This window comes from Haloarchaeobius lipolyticus (genome assembly GCF_051208015.1).
GTDB lineage: Archaea > Halobacteriota > Halobacteria > Halobacteriales > Natrialbaceae > Haloarchaeobius.
The window spans coordinates 43,339-58,569 of record NZ_JBPKGF010000004.1 but is presented as its reverse complement, the minus strand read 5'-3'; the positions used below and the strand labels follow the sequence as shown (position 1 = coordinate 58,569).

Genomic DNA, 15,231 nt, shown 5'->3' with positions numbered 1-15,231 from the left:
GTCTGGCGCGACGAGCGCCGCATCAACTCTTCCGTTGCCAGCGCAGGATGATGTGCCCGCCTCGCTCCGACCCGCCGAGTAGTCTGGGCCGGCTGACGTAGTCGCTTTGCGCTTCCGCGACGGCGGGAGAGGGCAGGGTCACCTCGGTATCGCCGACCGTCACGGTCACCGGCTCGCCAGATTTCAAGGCCTCGTCCAGCCGCCCGAGGTCGGCGTCGAGAGCGTCGAGTTCGGCGTCGGAGGCGAACGGAACGTTCCATTCCAGCTCCTCCACGTCGCTCGACCGACCGGCGAGTACGGCGTTCAGTGCTGCTCCAACGAGCATCACGAGCCCGGAGAAGTAGAGCCACGTGACCAGTAGGAGGATGGTCCCGACGACACCGTAGGCGTCGGACTTGCCCGCGAGTGCGACGTAGAACTGGAACAGCGACTCGAGCGTCGCCCAGCCGGTCGCCGCGAAGAGAGCGCCCGGAACCACCTCACGGACCGTCACGTCCTCGTCCGGGAAGATGTAATACATCGGCAGGAAGACGAGCGTCAGTCCGGCGACGAGCAGGACGAACCCGAGTATCTGTCCGGTCAACGACCCGTCGACCGAGACGAGCGTCCCCATCCCTGCTGCGATAGCGGCGGCGAGTCCGACGGCGACGAAGACGACCAGTCCGTCGGAGAGCTGGTCGGTGAGCGTGTTCTCCGCTTCGGATTCGTAGATGTCGGAGAACGCCGTGTCGAGGCTCCTGAATATCTTCAGGGTACCCCAGACCAATGCGACGATACCGACGAGCGAGACGCTCGCACTGGCCGTCGCCCGTTCGACGATGTCTGTGAACAGTCTATCAGAATCGGGCGCGAGGTAGGAGCCAATGCTCCCGACCACATCAAGGGCGAGCTCTTTCCCACCGATGGCGGTCACGACGGCCAGCAGGACCAGCATGAACGGGAGCAGCGAGATGAACGCGTGGTAGGCGATGCTGCCCGCCATGAACGTGAGGTTCTCGGCGCGTATCTCGTGGCGGACGCCACGGACGACCGAGCGAAGGCGGCTGGAGTTCACCCTATCTCTAGCACTGCTGCCACGATAAGCACTGCCCGTGTCCGTAACCGGCAGGACTCGCCGTCCATCCGCTCTGGGGTCGGTTAAGTGCATCCGGCACGTGGTTCCGCGCATGGTCGATCACGACTGGCTGACCGAGTTGCGACGCGAGTTCCACCGCCGTCCGGAGCCCGCCTGGCGAGAGTTCTGGACGACGTGTCGCGTCGTCGATGAACTGGAACGACTCGGTGTAGACGAGCTGTACGTAGGACCGGAAGCCCTCGCGGCGGATGCCCGGATGGCGGTGCCGGACGACGACGAGCTGGAGACGTGGTTCGAGCGGGCCCGCGAGGCTGGCGCCCGCGAGGACGTGCTCGAACAGCTGGAAGGTGGTTACACCGGCGCTATCGCCGTCGTCGACTGCGGCCCCGGTCCGACGGTCGGTCTCCGGGTCGACATCGACGGGCTACCCATCCTCGAATCCGACGACGCGGACGTCCATCACCCCGCCGCGGAGGACTTCGCTTCGGAGAACGAGGGCTACATGCACGCCTGTGGCCACGACGGACACGCGACCCTGGGGCTCGGGACGCTCGCCGCCGTGAAGGAGAGCGACTTCTCCGGGACGCTCAAGGTGTTCTTCCAGCCAGCCGAGGAGGTCGTCGGCGGCGGCAAGGCGATAGCCGAATCTGGCCACCTCAACGACGTGGACTACCTCTTCGCCGTCCACCTCGGTCTCGACCACCCGACCGGCGAGATAGTCGCCGGCATCGACGACTTCCTCGCGGTCAAGCACCTCGACGTCGACATCACCGGCGCCCCGGCCCACGCGGGTGCGAAGCCCGAGGAAGGCCGCAACGCGGCGCAGGCGCTCGCGACCGCCGTCCAGAACCTCTACGGCATCTCGCGTCACTCCGACGGGGCGACAAGGGTGAACGCCGGAAAACTCGAAGCGGGCACCGCCTCGAACATCGTCCCCGAACACGCCCACATGGAGTGTGAGGTCCGTGGCGAGACGACCCAGCTCAAGGACTACATGGACGAACGGGCAGCCCAGGTCATCCACTCCGCGGCCGAGATGCACGGCTGTGAGGCCAGCATCGAGGTCGGCGGCGAAGCCCCGAGCGCCACGAGCGACCAGGACCTCGTCGACCTCGTCGGTGCCATCGCCGACGAGCACGTGGACGTCGACTCGCTCCTCGAGCGCGACGCTCTCGGCGGCAGCGAGGACGCGACGTTCCTGATGCAGGCCGTCCAGAAGCGCGGCGGACTGGCCAGCTACGTCGGCGTGGGCACCGACCACCCCGGCGGTCATCACACCAGCACCTTCGACGTCGACGAACGGAGCCTCCCCATCGGCGTCGACGTTCTCTCCGAAGCGATTCGGCGGGTCGCAGCGGAGCGCCCCTGAGGCCAGGGGCGGAATCCTCCTTTCGAGCCAGTCATAAAGGGGAATTAACCGGACTAGTTGGAAAATTATAATGTACTCGGTTCGGACTATTCTCGCATGGGACGAAGTACACATCACTCGGGTGGAGTGACGGTTGCCGCCTGTATCGCCGCGGTCGGGGGGCTGTGGGGGCTCGTCGTGAGTGGGCTGCTCGGTGCGCTCGTCGTCAGCACGCAGTCGGCGGCCGGACTCGCGTTCGTCACGGTCTCCGTCGCGTTCGGACTGTTCCGCCTGTTCCTCGCGGGCGCACTGTTCCAGCTCCACACCTGGGCCAGACCGGTCGGCATCCTCACGTTCCTCCTGGCCGCGGCTCTGAACGGCCTCCTGGCAATCGACAGCGGTGCGACTGCGGTCGTTCCGCTCGTGGCAAACCTCGTCGCGGCCGCGTTGCTCCTGACGGAGAAGAAGGCGTTCGGCGGCGGTGCGAACCGTGCAGACATCCGCGACGAACACGCGACGAGCCTCGGCACTGGCTCGCGCTGACGGCGCGAGAGCCTGAATCTTCTCGGGCGCCTCTGTTCGGGTATGCACTACTGGACGGAGCCGACGCGACGCGGCTTCTGTCGCGGCATCGCGCTCGGAGGCGCCGGCCTCGCCGGAACGGGGGTCGTCCGCCCCGTCGTCGCGCAAGAGGGGACCACCCACACCGTGGAGATGACCGATACGCTCGTGTTCGAGCCGAAGGAGCTCGTCGTGGCACCGAGAGACACCGTCAGGTGGGTCAACGTCGGGAACGTCGGCCACAGCGTCACCGCCTACGAGAAACGCATCCCGGAGACGGCGGTGTACTTCGCCAGCGGAGGCTTCAGGTTCGAAGCTGCCGCACGGAACAACTACCCGAAAGGGGAGGTCGCCAGCGGCGAACGCTACCAGCACACGTTCGAGGAGCTCGGGACGTACGAGTACTTCTGCATCCCGCACGAGGGAGCCGGAATGGTCGGGTCGGTCGAGGTCCGGGAGGGAGGTGCGGCCGCAGCGGGCCCGGTCGAGTCGATACTTCCGGATAGCGCGAAGACCCTCGGCATCGCGCTCGTCTCGACGATGCTCGCCGTGCTCGGCCTCATCTACGTATTCCTCCGGTTCGGGGGCAACTATCGCGAAGAGGACGAGGGGAGACGGGGCGCGGTTTAGCCGGACAGCAACAGCCCCGCGCGCCGCGTTCGGCCGTCAGTACTTCGCCTCGGCACCGGTCGTCTCGTAGACCGACTCCATCAACGAGTCCCGGCGGGACTGCCACATGCCGAAGTCGGTCGGCGAGTCGGGGTACTCCTCGTAGTGGGCGAGGAGCTCGTCCGCGCACTGTTTCGTCCTGTAGAACTGGTATATCTCGGACCAGTAGCCGAAGCTCTTGACCGCGAGCTGGAGCTTGAACATCGTGCTCATCTTCGTCGAGCCCTCGTACAGCGCCTCGGCGAGTTTCTCGCCCGGGAGGGCGGCCATCAGGCCCATCAGGTCGTCGACGTCGACCGCGGTCGAGAGGATGTTGTACACGTCGAGTGCGGCGAATCGGCCGCCGAAGTGGTCCATGACGCGCTCGTTGTACCGCCAGAGGTTCGCCTCGCCGACGTCGCCCTCCTCGATGGCGGTGACGGCCTGCTCGCCCGCGTACTTGCCCGCGTAGGCCGCGCCCGCGATGCCGCCGCCGGTCGTCGGGTTGACGTGGCCCGCGGCGTCGCCGACGGCCATGTAACCGGGGGCGACGGCGGAGTCGTAGGGTCGGCGGGTCGGCAGTGCCGCGCCGAGTTTGTCCTCGACGCGGGCCCCTTCGAACTCGGGGCGGTTCCGCAGGTCCCGTTTGAGGTCCTCGACGAGCTTCATCGGCTCCTCGGTCATCTGGAAGCCCAGTCCGGCGTTTATCTCCGTCTCCGTGCGCGGGAAGTACCAGAGGTAGCCCGCGGCGCGCTCGGTCGGCTTGAAGACGAGCGCGTCGTCCCACTCGACCGGCTCCTTGACGTGGACGATCTCGCGGTAGGCCGAACAGAACTGCGAGTAGTTGACGTTCGTGTCGAAGGTCGAGCCGTCGAACTCGACCTTGTCCTGCAGAAGCGAGAGCGAGCCGGCCGCGTCGATGACGATGTCCGACTCGTACTCGACGGGCTGTCCCTTTCGCATCGCGCGCAGGCCAGTGACGGTCCCGTCCGCGTCCTGCGTCACGTCCTGGACGACGGTATCGTAGTGGAAGTCGACGCCGGCGTCGCCCGCCCCCTCGATGATGAGTCGGCCGTACTGCCAACGGTCGATGACCGCGAGTTCGCCCGGCACGGGAATCTCCAGGACCGTGTCCTCCTGGGGAATCTCGAACCGGCCGTGGTCGACGCCGGTGTTGGTGAACGCCGGCTGTATCTGGGACTTGGGAATCGCCTCGGGGAACGCGTCCGCACCCTTCAGCGCGTCGCCGCAGGCGATGTGTCCCGCTTCCTCTGCGTCCTTTCGCTCGACGACCACGACGTCGTAGCCCTCGCGAGCGATGGTCGCAGCAGCGTAGCACCCGGCGGTCCCCGCCCCGACGACCGCCACGTCACACGTGTGCGTAGTCATGGCTGTGGGTGTTCACCGCAGTGAAAAAACGTTTGCCACCTCGTTCTGTCGGCCAGCGGGACTCACAATGTGGATAAAGAGTTTTGGTCCGGACTGGTGAAGTCGCCTGCATGACCGACTACACCGTCGAATTCGTGGGGACCGACGACGTCATCACGGTCTCCGACACGCAGACCATCCTGAAACGGTGCATCGAGGAGGGCATCGCACAGGAGTACTCCTGCCGCGTCGGGATGTGTCTGGCCTGCTCGGCGAAGATCCACGAGGGTGAGGTCACCCAGCCCGCGGCCCGTGGCTTCACCGACGAGGAGAAAGAGGAGTACGCTCTGACCTGCATGGCACGGCCGCAATCCGACCTGAAACTCGAACGTGGCATCTACCCACCGAGCATCGAGAACGACGCAGAGGCGATGACGAACTCGCCCGCGGCGGGCGACGACTGACGACGCCGACTCAGTTCAGACTCTCCGGTCTCTCCTCCGAGAACCAGTCCGCGGCGAAGTCGACGAGTTCGCGCTGTCGGAGCAGTCGGGTGCTCGCGTCGCCGACGAGGCCGGTGGTCACGGCCTCCGGACACGACTTCTCGAACGCCGAACCCACCGCCGGGAAGTCGTCGTCGTGCAGTTCAACGTCCGCGTACTGGAGCCACGTCCGTTCACCGTCTTCGAGAACGGGGGCACCGTTCGCCTGGAGTTGCTTGGGGTGGTCGTCACGGTACTCCGCGAGATGGAGGGAGGTGTTCCGGTCGTATCCGACCCCGAGCAGCAGGACGCGTCCGCCGATATCGTAGATTCGGGCGAGCGGCGACGCCTCGCCGAGCGGCTCGTCGTACGAGTGGTCCGCCGTGACGGTCTCCGCGTCCGCGCCCCACGCCGCGAACGAGACCGTCGGGTGTCGGCTCCGCAGGACGTCGGGATACGACCGGAACGTCTCCGGAATCGCCCCCATCCCCCGGGTCGGCGTCACGGTAGGTCGGTACGGCGGCATCCGTTCGCGGATGATCTCCTCCCAGTCGTCCGGCACCGGCGGGTTCTCCCAGTGGCAGGGGTCGGAGTAGTCGCTCGAGTGCGTCGGCATCACGAGCGTCCCCGTCTCGCCGACCGCCGAGATGAGCGCATCGACGACGGCGACGGGGCCGCCGCACACCCAGCCCAGCGACCGTAGCGAGGAGTGGACGAGTACCGTATCGCCCAGCTCGACTCCCAGCGCCCGGAGGTCCCCGACGATTCGCTCGACCGTCATCGGCTCGTCGCTCGCCTCGACTGCGTCGTCGTCCGTCATCGTGAGACCGCGCAGTTGTTCGGCCCCAGTTCGATGGCAGCGGCGGCCTCCTCGTCGAGCGAGTCTCGGCCGAGGTTGACCGCGATGATGCGTTCGAACTCGTTCGGTCGCGGCGTCGCGTCGGCGAGCAGGTGGTCGACGAACTCCTCCTCGTCGCGGGCGAGTGCCTCGAGCCGGGTCTTGAGGTCACCGAGCGTCGCGGTGACGGTTTCGTCGGCCGCTCGCTCCGTCCCGGGGGCGTAGTGCGCGGGTGCGAGGCGCGTTTCGGGGGGCAACTGGAGGAGCCTCTCGTGGAGCGTCTGGTGCAGTCGGCGGGCCGCGTCAGGGGCACCATCGTCACCGTGTTCGAGGTCGGGCCGGGCGACCCCGTCGAGGAACAGCGAATCCCCCCCGAACAGTACGCCGTCGTACCGGAGCCCGGTCATCTCGGTGGTGTGCCCCGGCAGGTGGACGGCGGTCAGCTCCGAGTCGCCGAGCGGGAGCCGTTCGCCGTCGGAGACGGGGCGCGCGTCGAACGCGAGTCCTCGCTCGCGGGCGAGTTCCGGGACGACCGGCTCTGCGTCGCTCGCGAGCGCGACCGCCCGGACGCCCGAGACGTGGTCCGCGTGGACGTGCGTGTCGATGGCGTATCTGAGGTCCGCGCCTCGTTCCCGGGCCTCCGCGACGTACCGGTCGGCGAACGCCCGGAGTGGGTCGACCACCGCCGCCTCGTCGCCGTCGACGACGAGATAGCTCAGGCAACCGCTCGACGGCCGGTCGTACTGGACGACCGCACCATCCTCGCCGAGGTCGCGGGCGACAAGCAGGGATGCCCAGGCGTCCATCCCACCGTCGAGGTTACGGGCATCCACCCCCGCGTCGACGAGCAGGTCGGCGGCGTGCGCACTCGCCTCGCCTTCTGCACAGACGACGACGACCGGCTCTGGGAGGCCATCGACGAGGGCCGCCGCGGTCCCCTTCACCTGCGCCTGCAGGAACTTCATGTGTGGCACCTGCCGGGCGGTCACGGCGGGGCCGTCGACGTGCCACGCCTCGAACTCGTCCCGGTCGCGGACATCGAGGGCCGTGAACGGCGTCCCCCTCACGAGCCACTCGTGGAGCTCGGCTGGCGAGACCGAGGACGGTTCCCCGTCTGCCGCCTGCTGGGAATTCATAGCGAGCAGTACGGGTGAGACGGGTATAAATCACCCACCGGCCACGCCAAGTTTCAAGCGACGAGCCGCCGTCTCTCCGGCATGGACGCGACCGCCTTCCGCGCCGCCGTCGAATCGGCGAAGTCGACGGAGCTCGACCGACTCGGCTCCGCCAAGCTCCTCGTCGCCCTCACCGATGCAGAACTGGACGAGCCCTCTATCCTCCGTGCCGCCGCCATGAGCGAGTACCTCGCCCGGGAGACGTTCGGGTCCTGGGCGGCGTCCGAGTCCGACCCCGATGCCAGCGACGTCTTCGATGCCGTTGCCGCGCAGGAGGCCGAGCACTACGACCGCGTGGTCGAGCGACTGGGAATCCGCGTCGAACCCGATAGCGTCGGCCCGATGCACAGCTACCTCCGCGACCGCGAGGACGCGGTCGAGCGGGCCGCCGCCGGCCTCGTGGGCAGAGGGCTCGTCAGTAGCAAGACTCACCTGCAGATGATCTCGTTCTACGTCAACGAGGGCGACGAGGCCGGCGCCGACCTGTTCCGCGACCTTCGCGCCGAGACCGAAGAATCGATGGACGCCGGTCTCTCGCTCCTCGATTCCCTCTGCGAGAGCGACGAGGACTGGGAGCGCGCTCGGATGGTCGCCGAGTACGTCATACGGCTCGCCTACGACGACTACGTCGATTCGCTGTCTGTGCTTGGTGTGGACCCGAAGCCGATCTGCTGACGGACCTGGCGGCGAGAACGAGCGGTCCCTGCGGCTGGAGCGAGTAACTTCGACCGCGAGAACGAACGGTCTCCTCGAGAACGAGTACCCCGGACGCGAGAACGGGTCGTTCGACCTCGTTATCGCGGCGGAATCCGGCGGAGAACTGCCATGAGTATCCCTTCAGGGTAGACCGTCGCGGGCCGGAATCCCAGAACCCGCGAGAGCGGTCCCGACTTGCTCCGGTGGTCGAACCCGGCGACGCTGACTCCATTCACGCGCAAGTCGAGCGACCCCCCACTCGCCTTGAGTGCGTCGAACAGTCGTTCCACGGGTGGCTGTCGGCTCGCCCGGCGGAACGCCCGGGCCGCCCGGATGCTCGGTACCTCGACGACGACCGTCCGGCCGTAGCCGTACATCGAGACCGTCTCCGACCCGACGCTGAGCCGGAGGTCAGCATCGACCGAGAGCTGGGCTCCCTCGGTATGTTCGGCGAGCGTCACTTCTCCGAGGTGGTGATGGTGAGCGTGCCGTCGATCACCCACTCGGCGTGTTTCGCGCCCTTTCCAGCTTTGCTCGGTACCATCACCTTCATCTCGTCGAACTGGTACGTGATGGCGGCCCCGCGACCGGTGAGCCGGTCGTACAGCGAGATGGCGAGCTCCGGCCACGTCGTGGTCTCGTCGAGCTGCTCTGTCGGCTTCTTCGTGAACTCTGCTTCTGCCATTGCATGCGAAGATAGGGTAGCGAAGGACATAGGGACTCATCTAGCTATCTGAGCAATCGATGACCAGATAGAACACGAGCAACGGACAGGCGAAAACGAGATAATTGACAAATACGTAATGTAACGCATCGACCCGGTTCGAAGCCGGCCGTCGTCCAGCACGAATGACAGTCATCATCGACATCTCCGTTCCCGCCGACCAGTTCGCCCTGGGTCAGCTGTTCGACCGATACCCCGACATCGCGGTCGAAGTGGAACGGCTCGTCCCGATGGAATCGGGGATTCTACCGTTGTTCTGGGTCGACGGGGCCGACCCGGATGCTGTCGTCGAGTTCCTCTCGGGGGATCCGCTCGTCCTCGATGCCAGCGTGCTGTCGGAGACGGAAGGACGCCACCTGTTCCAGGTCCTGTGGAGCAACGACATCGACTCCATCGTCCGGTCACTCGTCGAGTCCGGCGCCGACATCCTGAGAGCCACCGGAACGGTCGAAGCCTGGAAGTTCAGACTCCACTTCCGTACCAGAGAAGACATGCAATCGTTCAGGGAGGCCTGCCGGAGTGAGGACGTCGGCTTCGACCTGCTCGGCCTGTACAATCCGACGCCGTCGACCCCCGAATCGGATCTGACGGAACAACAGCTCGAGTTCGTCACCGCGGCGTTCGAACGAGGGTACTGGCACGTTCCACGCAAGGTCACGCTCGGCGAGCTCGCGGACGAGTACGGTATCAGCGATAACGCTGCTTCACAGCGGATTCGGCGGGGATTGCAGACGATTCTCGGGAACGTGTTGTCGAACGACGTCCAACAGACTCACGAGTAGATATACCAGGGATGTGAATCGTGAGAGTGGCGACTATTCGTGCTCCCGATATCCCGGCCGGGTTCGCCAGCTGCCCACGCCCCGGAGATGGCTACCGACGAGCGTCCACTGGACCACCGGACGATGGGTTATGACGCCCGAGGGCCAATCGAGCGTCCCGAACCGGTCGAACATCCCGAACCGGTCGAACATCCCGAACCGGTCGAACATCCCGTTCTCAGTCGTTCCGAGCGAACGTGAGGTAGCCGGTGTGGCCGACGCCCCGGGTGCTCGGCCGCGAACCGCGTTCGTCGAAGTCCATCTTTCGCTGGATGGTCTCGTAGGTCGTGACGTTCGAGAGTCCCGCCTCGCGTGCGGCCTCGACGGCCTCGCGGGTCTGCTCGACGAACGGGGAGTAGACCGAGAGGAATCCCCCGCGGACGAGCAGGTCTGGTGCGTGTTCGACGACGGTGGCTGCGTCGCCGGTGTCGAGCGTGCAGACGTCGAACTGCTTCTCGGTGAGCTCGTCGAGGAACTCGGTCACGTCGCCGGTTCGGACGTCGACCCGGTCGTCGATACCGGCGAGGCGCATGTTCTCTCGGGCCACGTCCGCGAAGTCGGGGTCGCGCTCGAACGTCATCACAGCGGCTCCGGCGCGGGCCATGTAGGCCGACAGGACGCCGGTACCGGTGCCGGCGTCGAGGACGCGGTCGCCCTCGGCGACGCCGGTCTCACCGAGGATGATGCCGATGTCGCGAGGCATCATCGGCGCGCCGGTCCGCTCGAAGTGCGAGAAGAGGTCCGGACCGCGGAGCGGGCGGACGTGGAACTCCGTCCCGAGATGCGTCTCGAGCGTCTGCCCGGGCTCGACGTCCTCGGGGACCTGCAGGACACCGAGGTCGGTCTGGAGCTCGTCACCCGGTGGGACGAGGTACTCTCGGTCCTCGTGGACGAGCAGGACGCTCACTGCAGCTGGCTGACAGCGGCTGCGAGGTCGCCGTCGTTATCCTCGAGCGCCTGTCGGGCGTCCTCGGGGCTCGCACCGGTCTGGTCGACCACGATCTGGACGTCGGAGTCCGGAATCTCCGGGCCGGCGTCCTCGGTGTCACCGGACTCGACCGCGCCGGCACTCCCGCCTTCGCCGCGTTCGCGCTCCTCGGGCGTTCCGACGATCTGGTAGGTCTCCTGTCCGCGAGCGTCCATCTTGGTCACCTGGGCGTCCTCGAAGACGAGGTCGAACTCCTCGGTGCGGATGATTACCTCCTCCGCGTCGACCTCCTCGACGTCGATACCCATCTGCTTCATCATCTGCTTCATCTTGCGCGGGTTCATCCCGCCGCCTCCTCCGAACATACCCGGAACGTCACGGCGTATCGGCAAAAGGATGACGAACCACGCCATCTGTCGGTTACCCGGGGCTATCACCTGGGTCTCACCGGGGTGGTTCATCCTGCTCGGGCGCGTATCTCCCCCATGGACGTGGTCATCGGAAACGGTCCACTGGGGGGAGCCGTCGTGCGCGAACTCCGCGCACAGGGGCGCCTCGTCCGTGTCGTAGAGGACGAGGAGAGACGAGAGAGGAACGAAGAGCGGACCACCTATCCACCAGAGGTCCCGGTGGTCGACGCCGACCTGACCGACCCGGCGGTCACGACACGCGTACTCGCCGACGCGAGTGCGGTGTTCGTCTGTCCGCGGACGACACCACCGGTGAAGCCCACCGACCACGTCGCGCTTCTGGAGAGCATCGTCGAGGGAGCAGCCGCGAACGGCGTCCCCGTCGTCCTCGCGGACACCCTGGCTGCCTACGGACCCTCGGCGACGCCGTTCCGCGAGGATATGCAACCACTCGCGGTCGGACGCTGGGGGACGGCACAGGCCGACGCCGCGGAAGGACTGCTCGCCGCGCACGCCGCCGGCCGGGTGAGCGCCGTCGTCGTCAGGACGAGCGACCTGTTCGGTCCGTCGGTCCGCGACTCGCCATTCGGTGACCACGTGTTCGGCCGCCTCCTCGCCGGCAAGTCCGCACTCGTCCTCGGCGACCCCGACGTGACTCACGCCGTTACGTACGCCGAAGACGCAGCTCGGGCGCTCGTCACCGTCGCGGACATTCCCGCGGCCCACGGGCAGGTGTGGCACGCACCGACCGCCCCCGCTGTCACGCCGCGTGAGTTCGTCGAACTGGCAGCGGCGGCCGCCGATACGGAGCCGAAGATTCGGCAGCTCTCCCGGTGGCGAGCGCTGTTACTCGCGCCGTTCTCCCGACGTTACCGTCGCCTGCGCGAGTGCTGGTACGCTTACGACCAGCCCTACCTCGTCGACGACCGCAAGTACGCGACGACGTTCGGCGTGGTGGCGACGCCACTGGAGGACGGTATCGAACGGACCGTCGACTGGTACCGTGACGGCGGCGAAACGACGACGGTCGCCACGCCACCGCCGGCGGAGTGAACCTCGAAGAACCGGATATCAGCATTCCAGCGCAGACGCGGCGGCCTGCGTCGGATGACCGCCGCGACGGCGCGTCAGTCGACGAGACCCTCGTGCCGGAGATGCGCGCGGCAGGCCGACCCCGACTCGAACCGCTTTCCGCAGGCCGGGCACCGCCACGGCCCGGTATCGTCGTTGCCGCCGGCGTCGCCGTTCCCACAGGTGTCGTCGCGCCTGCCCGTATCGTCGTGCTCTCCGCTCTCGTCTGCGGTCTGTTCTGACGGCGTGGCGCTGGGCGTCGCTCGACGGGTTCCCATGCTAGCACGGAGGCGCGGATGCCAGAAAACCTACTCGCCGGCGCCGTCACGGACCGCCACGGCCATCCCGGAGTCGAAATCGAGCATCGCTTCGGCCGCGAGTTCGGCGCGTCCAACCGCGAGCAAGTGCCCCTCGTAGTGGGTCACGAGGACCTCGTCGCCGGGTCTGATGGCACCGTCCGCTTCGCGCACGAACTTCGCGAACACGTTCTTGCCGTCGCGGACGAACGGCTCCGAGTCGTCGCCGACGACCACGCGGCCGGTCGGTTCCTCGAACGCGTCGGCGAGCCGTCGCCCTCCCTCGATACCGAGCGTGAAGCGGCCGTCGGTCCCGTAGCTGACGAGTCGACCGGCGTCGGCGAGTATCTGCTCCGGCCGGCCCGAAGAGGTCCGTTTCACCGTCAGGTCGTCGTCCGGGGGAAAGAGTGCGTCGCCCGCCCCACGACCGAACTGGTAGTCGGCCTGCGTCCGCAGCTGGGGTGCGTCCTGGAAGGCGTCGTCGGTCATAGCGCCGGATTCGCTGCGACGGCGTGAAAGCGTGTCGGACCGCACCCACAATCGTTCACGGTCTATGACGAGAGCAGTTAACACGAACCACGTCATTCGGTACCATTATTCTCGCCCAGGTCGTAGGCGAAAGAATTAATCTGCTTCCCCCGTATCTCTAGTCAAACAATGAACACCACCAAAGTAACCCTCGGCGCGGTCCTGCTCCTCGTGAGCTCGGCCATCCTGCTGTACCTCGGTACACCGGGCGCGAACGTCCCCATCCTCCTCGGTGGCGCGGCGTCGCTCGCGATGGCCGCCGGTGCGCTCCTCGTCGGCACGTCGGAAGGCGGCCGCCCGGTCTGAGACGACGTTCCCCCTTTCTTCCGAAGCATCTACGTTCGAGCGACCGCGTCCTCGCCTCTCGCCCCTTTCTCCCCCGCCGAACGTGCTGGGACAATAACTATTTCAGCCACCTAATACTGCCTTAACCACGATGGCGTCCAACCGCGACGGCCTCGCGGTCGCCTGGCGCCAGCCGATCACTCACTGGGGGTCACAACTGACGCCGACAATCGCCTCGGTCGTGCTCGACGGGGCCGACTCGCCGACGAGACTCGTCTACGACGGTGGAATCCGCGGGGAGTTCACCGCCTACTGAATCGACGACGCGACGGGCCGGGAGGTCACGATGACCGTCGAGAACGAGGGAGTGTACCGCTTCCACGTGGAGATACTGGACGACGACGGCGACAACGCGACGTACGACCTCCGGAAAGAGGTCACGGTCGGCTGTTGACCGCCCGGGACGGCCGAGGCGCTCTACCACGCCATTACTTTCTCGGTTATAAGCAAACACTTAAGTCCGATATCGGAGCTAGAGAACCCAATGGTCGAGGCCATCGCCGTCGCCAGCGGGAAGGGTGGGACTGGCAAGACCACCGCGACGCTGGCGCTCGGGATGGCACTCGCCGAATCGCACGACGTGACGGTTGTCGACACGGACACAGGCCTCGCGAACCTGCTCTTCCACACCGGGTTAGAGGACGCCGACGCGACGCTGCACGACCTGCTCCTCTCCGACGGGGACCACACCGTCTCGGATGCGACGTACGACCGGTTCGGGATGCGGGTCGTCCCCTGCGGCACGTCCCTGGCCGACTTCCGGGCGGCTGACCCGACACGGCTCCGGACCGTCGTCGCAGAGCTCGCCGCGGACACGGACGTCCTCCTGCTCGACTCGCCCGCCGCCATCGGCTCCGTGAGCGCCATCCTGCCCGTCGTGCTCGCCGACCGGATGGTCGTCGTCCTCCAGCCGACCGTCCCCGCCCTCTCCGACGGGCTGAAGGTTCAGGAGTACGCGCGAGCCTACGGCACGGGCGGCGCAGGGGTACTGTTCAACCGCGTCCACGACCAGGACGCGGTCGAGTCGATACGGAGCCAGACCGAGCGCTACTTCGACGGCCCGGTCCTCTCGAGCGTCCCCGACGCCGACGAGGCGCGGGCAGCCCGCGACGCCGGCGAGCCACTGCTCGCGCACGCCCCCGATTGCCCGGCCGCCAGGGCATTCCGCGAGGCAGCGACGGCGATAGACGTTCGGGACGAGGAGCCCGGAGACGTCGCCGACCGGTTCCGGAGCGCCGTCGTCCCTCAGCAACCGTGAGGCTGCCACGTGGCGAACTGGTCCAGTCGCGGGTCGTCGACTCACCGGCCACCCCGCTCCGGACCGCACTGGACCGCGAACTCGACGGCTATCTGTTGCTCGAGCCCCAGCACTCGCTCCTCTTCGACGACGAGGGTGCAGGCATCGTCACCCTCGAGGCCGGAGTGCCGGTGCTGGCGTACCATCTCGGCGCGGAGTGCGGCGGCGTCGAGGCACTGACTACCCTCGCGGGGACCGGCCCCTACAGCGCCGAACTGTACGAGGTTCCGTCCGGGTCGCTCGCGAGCGCCCACGAGACGGAGTCGCTTCGCGTCTCACCGGACGACCCCGCGAACCGACTGGCGGGCGAGACGGAACTGGCGGACAGGACGCGGGACGCGGCCCCCACGTCACTGCTCGACGCCGAACCCGTGGGCGACGACCTCGACCCCGTCGAGGCGTTCCTCTCGGACGACTCGAAGATAGCGGCGATCCAGCGACAGGCGGAAGAAGAGGCCGCCAGACGGGCCGAGGAGTGGGGACTGACAGACGTTCTCGCCGACTCTCCGGGACGGGACGCTCCGGCCGACTCCTCAAAGCGGGACGACGCTCCAGCTGACTCCCCGGTGCCAACCGACGACCCGTCGGCGTCGCCGGAGTGCACAGACCGGGAGTGAACC

At 67.1% G+C, this 15,231-nt stretch carries 21 protein-coding genes; 11 read left to right on the top strand and 10 right to left on the bottom strand.

What is annotated here, in order from left to right; translation table 11 throughout:
* Positions 1–22 precede the first annotated feature (22 nt).
* Positions 23–1,054 carry a YihY/virulence factor BrkB family protein gene (locus tag ACSC1Y_RS12580; RefSeq protein WP_435335227.1) on the bottom strand — a complete coding sequence of 344 codons (1,032 nt, stop codon included), beginning with the start codon at positions 1,052–1,054 and terminating at the stop codon, positions 23–25.
* A 112-nt stretch (positions 1,055–1,166) separates the two neighbouring features.
* Between ACSC1Y_RS12580 and ACSC1Y_RS12575 the strand changes: the two genes are divergently transcribed.
* The 3 genes from ACSC1Y_RS12575 (at position 1,167) to ACSC1Y_RS12565 (ending at position 3,614) form a co-directional block, all read left to right on the top strand.
* The gene (locus ACSC1Y_RS12575; protein ID WP_435335226.1) at positions 1,167–2,444 is read left to right on the top strand and encodes an amidohydrolase; all 1,278 of its coding nucleotides are present in this window, start codon (positions 1,167–1,169) and stop codon (positions 2,442–2,444) included.
* A gap of 96 nt (positions 2,445–2,540) precedes the next feature.
* Positions 2,541–2,966 (top strand): hypothetical protein, encoded by a 426-nt coding sequence (locus ACSC1Y_RS12570; RefSeq protein WP_435335225.1) that lies wholly within the window; start codon positions 2,541–2,543, stop codon positions 2,964–2,966.
* 42 nt (positions 2,967–3,008) lie between these two features.
* Positions 3,009–3,614 (top strand): plastocyanin/azurin family copper-binding protein, encoded by a 606-nt coding sequence (locus ACSC1Y_RS12565; RefSeq protein ID WP_435335224.1) that lies wholly within the window; start codon positions 3,009–3,011, stop codon positions 3,612–3,614.
* A 36-nt stretch (positions 3,615–3,650) separates the two neighbouring features.
* On the opposite strand, the gene ACSC1Y_RS12560 is transcribed toward ACSC1Y_RS12565, so the two are convergent.
* The gene (locus ACSC1Y_RS12560; protein WP_435335222.1) at positions 3,651–5,021 is read right to left on the bottom strand and encodes a geranylgeranyl reductase family protein; all 1,371 of its coding nucleotides are present in this window, start codon (positions 5,019–5,021) and stop codon (positions 3,651–3,653) included.
* 110 nt (positions 5,022–5,131) lie between these two features.
* On the opposite strand from ACSC1Y_RS12560, the gene ACSC1Y_RS12555 reads away from it, so the two are divergent.
* Positions 5,132–5,464 (top strand): 2Fe-2S iron-sulfur cluster-binding protein, encoded by a 333-nt coding sequence (locus tag ACSC1Y_RS12555; RefSeq protein WP_435335221.1) that lies wholly within the window; start codon positions 5,132–5,134, stop codon positions 5,462–5,464.
* 10 nt (positions 5,465–5,474) lie between these two features.
* Here the strand turns inward: ACSC1Y_RS12555 and ACSC1Y_RS12550 are convergent, their stop codons facing one another.
* Positions 5,475–6,302 carry an AAC(3) family N-acetyltransferase gene (locus ACSC1Y_RS12550; RefSeq protein WP_435335220.1) on the bottom strand — a complete coding sequence of 276 codons (828 nt, stop codon included), beginning with the start codon at positions 6,300–6,302 and terminating at the stop codon, positions 5,475–5,477.
* Positions 6,299–7,456, bottom strand: a complete 1,158-nt coding sequence (locus ACSC1Y_RS12545; RefSeq protein WP_435335219.1) for an MBL fold metallo-hydrolase — start codon at positions 7,454–7,456, stop codon at positions 6,299–6,301. The genes ACSC1Y_RS12550 and ACSC1Y_RS12545 overlap by 4 nt, the downstream gene beginning before the upstream one ends.
* An 81-nt stretch (positions 7,457–7,537) precedes the next feature.
* Between ACSC1Y_RS12545 and ACSC1Y_RS12540 the strand changes: the two genes are divergently transcribed.
* Positions 7,538–8,170 (top strand): rubrerythrin family protein, encoded by a 633-nt coding sequence (locus ACSC1Y_RS12540; RefSeq protein WP_435335218.1) that lies wholly within the window; start codon positions 7,538–7,540, stop codon positions 8,168–8,170.
* 119 nt (positions 8,171–8,289) lie between these two features.
* On the opposite strand, the gene ACSC1Y_RS12535 is transcribed toward ACSC1Y_RS12540, so the two are convergent.
* Both ACSC1Y_RS12535 and ACSC1Y_RS12530 read right to left on the bottom strand, forming a co-directional pair.
* On the bottom strand, positions 8,290–8,652 hold the full coding sequence (locus ACSC1Y_RS12535) for a hypothetical protein (protein ID WP_435335217.1): 363 nt from the start codon (positions 8,650–8,652) through the stop codon (positions 8,290–8,292).
* Positions 8,649–8,876 carry a hypothetical protein gene (locus ACSC1Y_RS12530; RefSeq protein WP_435335216.1) on the bottom strand — a complete coding sequence of 76 codons (228 nt, stop codon included), beginning with the start codon at positions 8,874–8,876 and terminating at the stop codon, positions 8,649–8,651. Before ACSC1Y_RS12530 ends, ACSC1Y_RS12535 begins: the two co-directional genes overlap by 4 nt.
* A 164-nt stretch (positions 8,877–9,040) precedes the next feature.
* On the opposite strand from ACSC1Y_RS12530, the gene ACSC1Y_RS12525 reads away from it, so the two are divergent.
* The gene (locus ACSC1Y_RS12525) at positions 9,041–9,697 is read left to right on the top strand and encodes a helix-turn-helix domain-containing protein (RefSeq protein ID WP_435335214.1); all 657 of its coding nucleotides are present in this window, start codon (positions 9,041–9,043) and stop codon (positions 9,695–9,697) included.
* Positions 9,698–9,914: 217 nt separating this feature from the next.
* Here ACSC1Y_RS12525 and ACSC1Y_RS12520 read toward each other — a convergent pair whose 3' ends face one another.
* Positions 9,915–10,643: a tRNA (adenine-N1)-methyltransferase gene (locus ACSC1Y_RS12520; RefSeq protein WP_435335212.1), complete on the bottom strand. Its 729-nt coding sequence runs from the start codon at positions 10,641–10,643 to the stop codon at positions 9,915–9,917.
* Positions 10,640–11,029: a nascent polypeptide-associated complex protein gene (locus ACSC1Y_RS12515; RefSeq protein ID WP_435335210.1), complete on the bottom strand. Its 390-nt coding sequence runs from the start codon at positions 11,027–11,029 to the stop codon at positions 10,640–10,642. The genes ACSC1Y_RS12520 and ACSC1Y_RS12515 overlap by 4 nt, the downstream gene beginning before the upstream one ends.
* Before the next feature lie 120 nt (positions 11,030–11,149).
* Between ACSC1Y_RS12515 and ACSC1Y_RS12510 the strand changes: the two genes are divergently transcribed.
* Positions 11,150–12,127, top strand: coding sequence for an NAD-dependent epimerase/dehydratase family protein (locus ACSC1Y_RS12510; protein WP_435335209.1), 978 nt, complete (start codon positions 11,150–11,152; stop codon positions 12,125–12,127).
* A 74-nt stretch (positions 12,128–12,201) separates the two neighbouring features.
* Here ACSC1Y_RS12510 and ACSC1Y_RS12505 read toward each other — a convergent pair whose 3' ends face one another.
* Together ACSC1Y_RS12505 and ACSC1Y_RS12500 are read right to left on the bottom strand one after the other, a co-directional pair.
* Positions 12,202–12,423 (bottom strand): hypothetical protein, encoded by a 222-nt coding sequence (locus tag ACSC1Y_RS12505; RefSeq protein ID WP_435335208.1) that lies wholly within the window; start codon positions 12,421–12,423, stop codon positions 12,202–12,204.
* Positions 12,424–12,453: 30 nt separating this feature from the next.
* Complete coding sequence (locus tag ACSC1Y_RS12500; protein ID WP_435335207.1) at positions 12,454–12,930, bottom strand: PUA domain-containing protein; 477 nt, start codon at positions 12,928–12,930, stop codon at positions 12,454–12,456.
* Positions 12,931–13,098: 168 nt separating this feature from the next.
* Between ACSC1Y_RS12500 and ACSC1Y_RS12495 the strand changes: the two genes are divergently transcribed.
* The 4 genes from ACSC1Y_RS12495 (at position 13,099) to ACSC1Y_RS12480 (ending at position 15,228) form a co-directional block, all read left to right on the top strand.
* Positions 13,099–13,275, top strand: coding sequence for a hypothetical protein (locus ACSC1Y_RS12495; RefSeq protein ID WP_435335206.1), 177 nt, complete (start codon positions 13,099–13,101; stop codon positions 13,273–13,275).
* 130 nt (positions 13,276–13,405) lie between these two features.
* On the top strand, positions 13,406–13,570 hold the full coding sequence (locus tag ACSC1Y_RS12490) for a hypothetical protein (RefSeq protein WP_435335205.1): 165 nt from the start codon (positions 13,406–13,408) through the stop codon (positions 13,568–13,570).
* 228 nt (positions 13,571–13,798) lie between these two features.
* Positions 13,799–14,572: a nucleotide-binding protein gene (locus ACSC1Y_RS12485; RefSeq protein WP_435335203.1), complete on the top strand. Its 774-nt coding sequence runs from the start codon at positions 13,799–13,801 to the stop codon at positions 14,570–14,572.
* Positions 14,569–15,228 carry a DUF8054 family protein gene (locus ACSC1Y_RS12480; protein WP_435335202.1) on the top strand — a complete coding sequence of 220 codons (660 nt, stop codon included), beginning with the start codon at positions 14,569–14,571 and terminating at the stop codon, positions 15,226–15,228. The genes ACSC1Y_RS12485 and ACSC1Y_RS12480 overlap by 4 nt, the downstream gene beginning before the upstream one ends.
* The last annotated feature ends 3 nt before the right edge of the window (positions 15,229–15,231 follow it).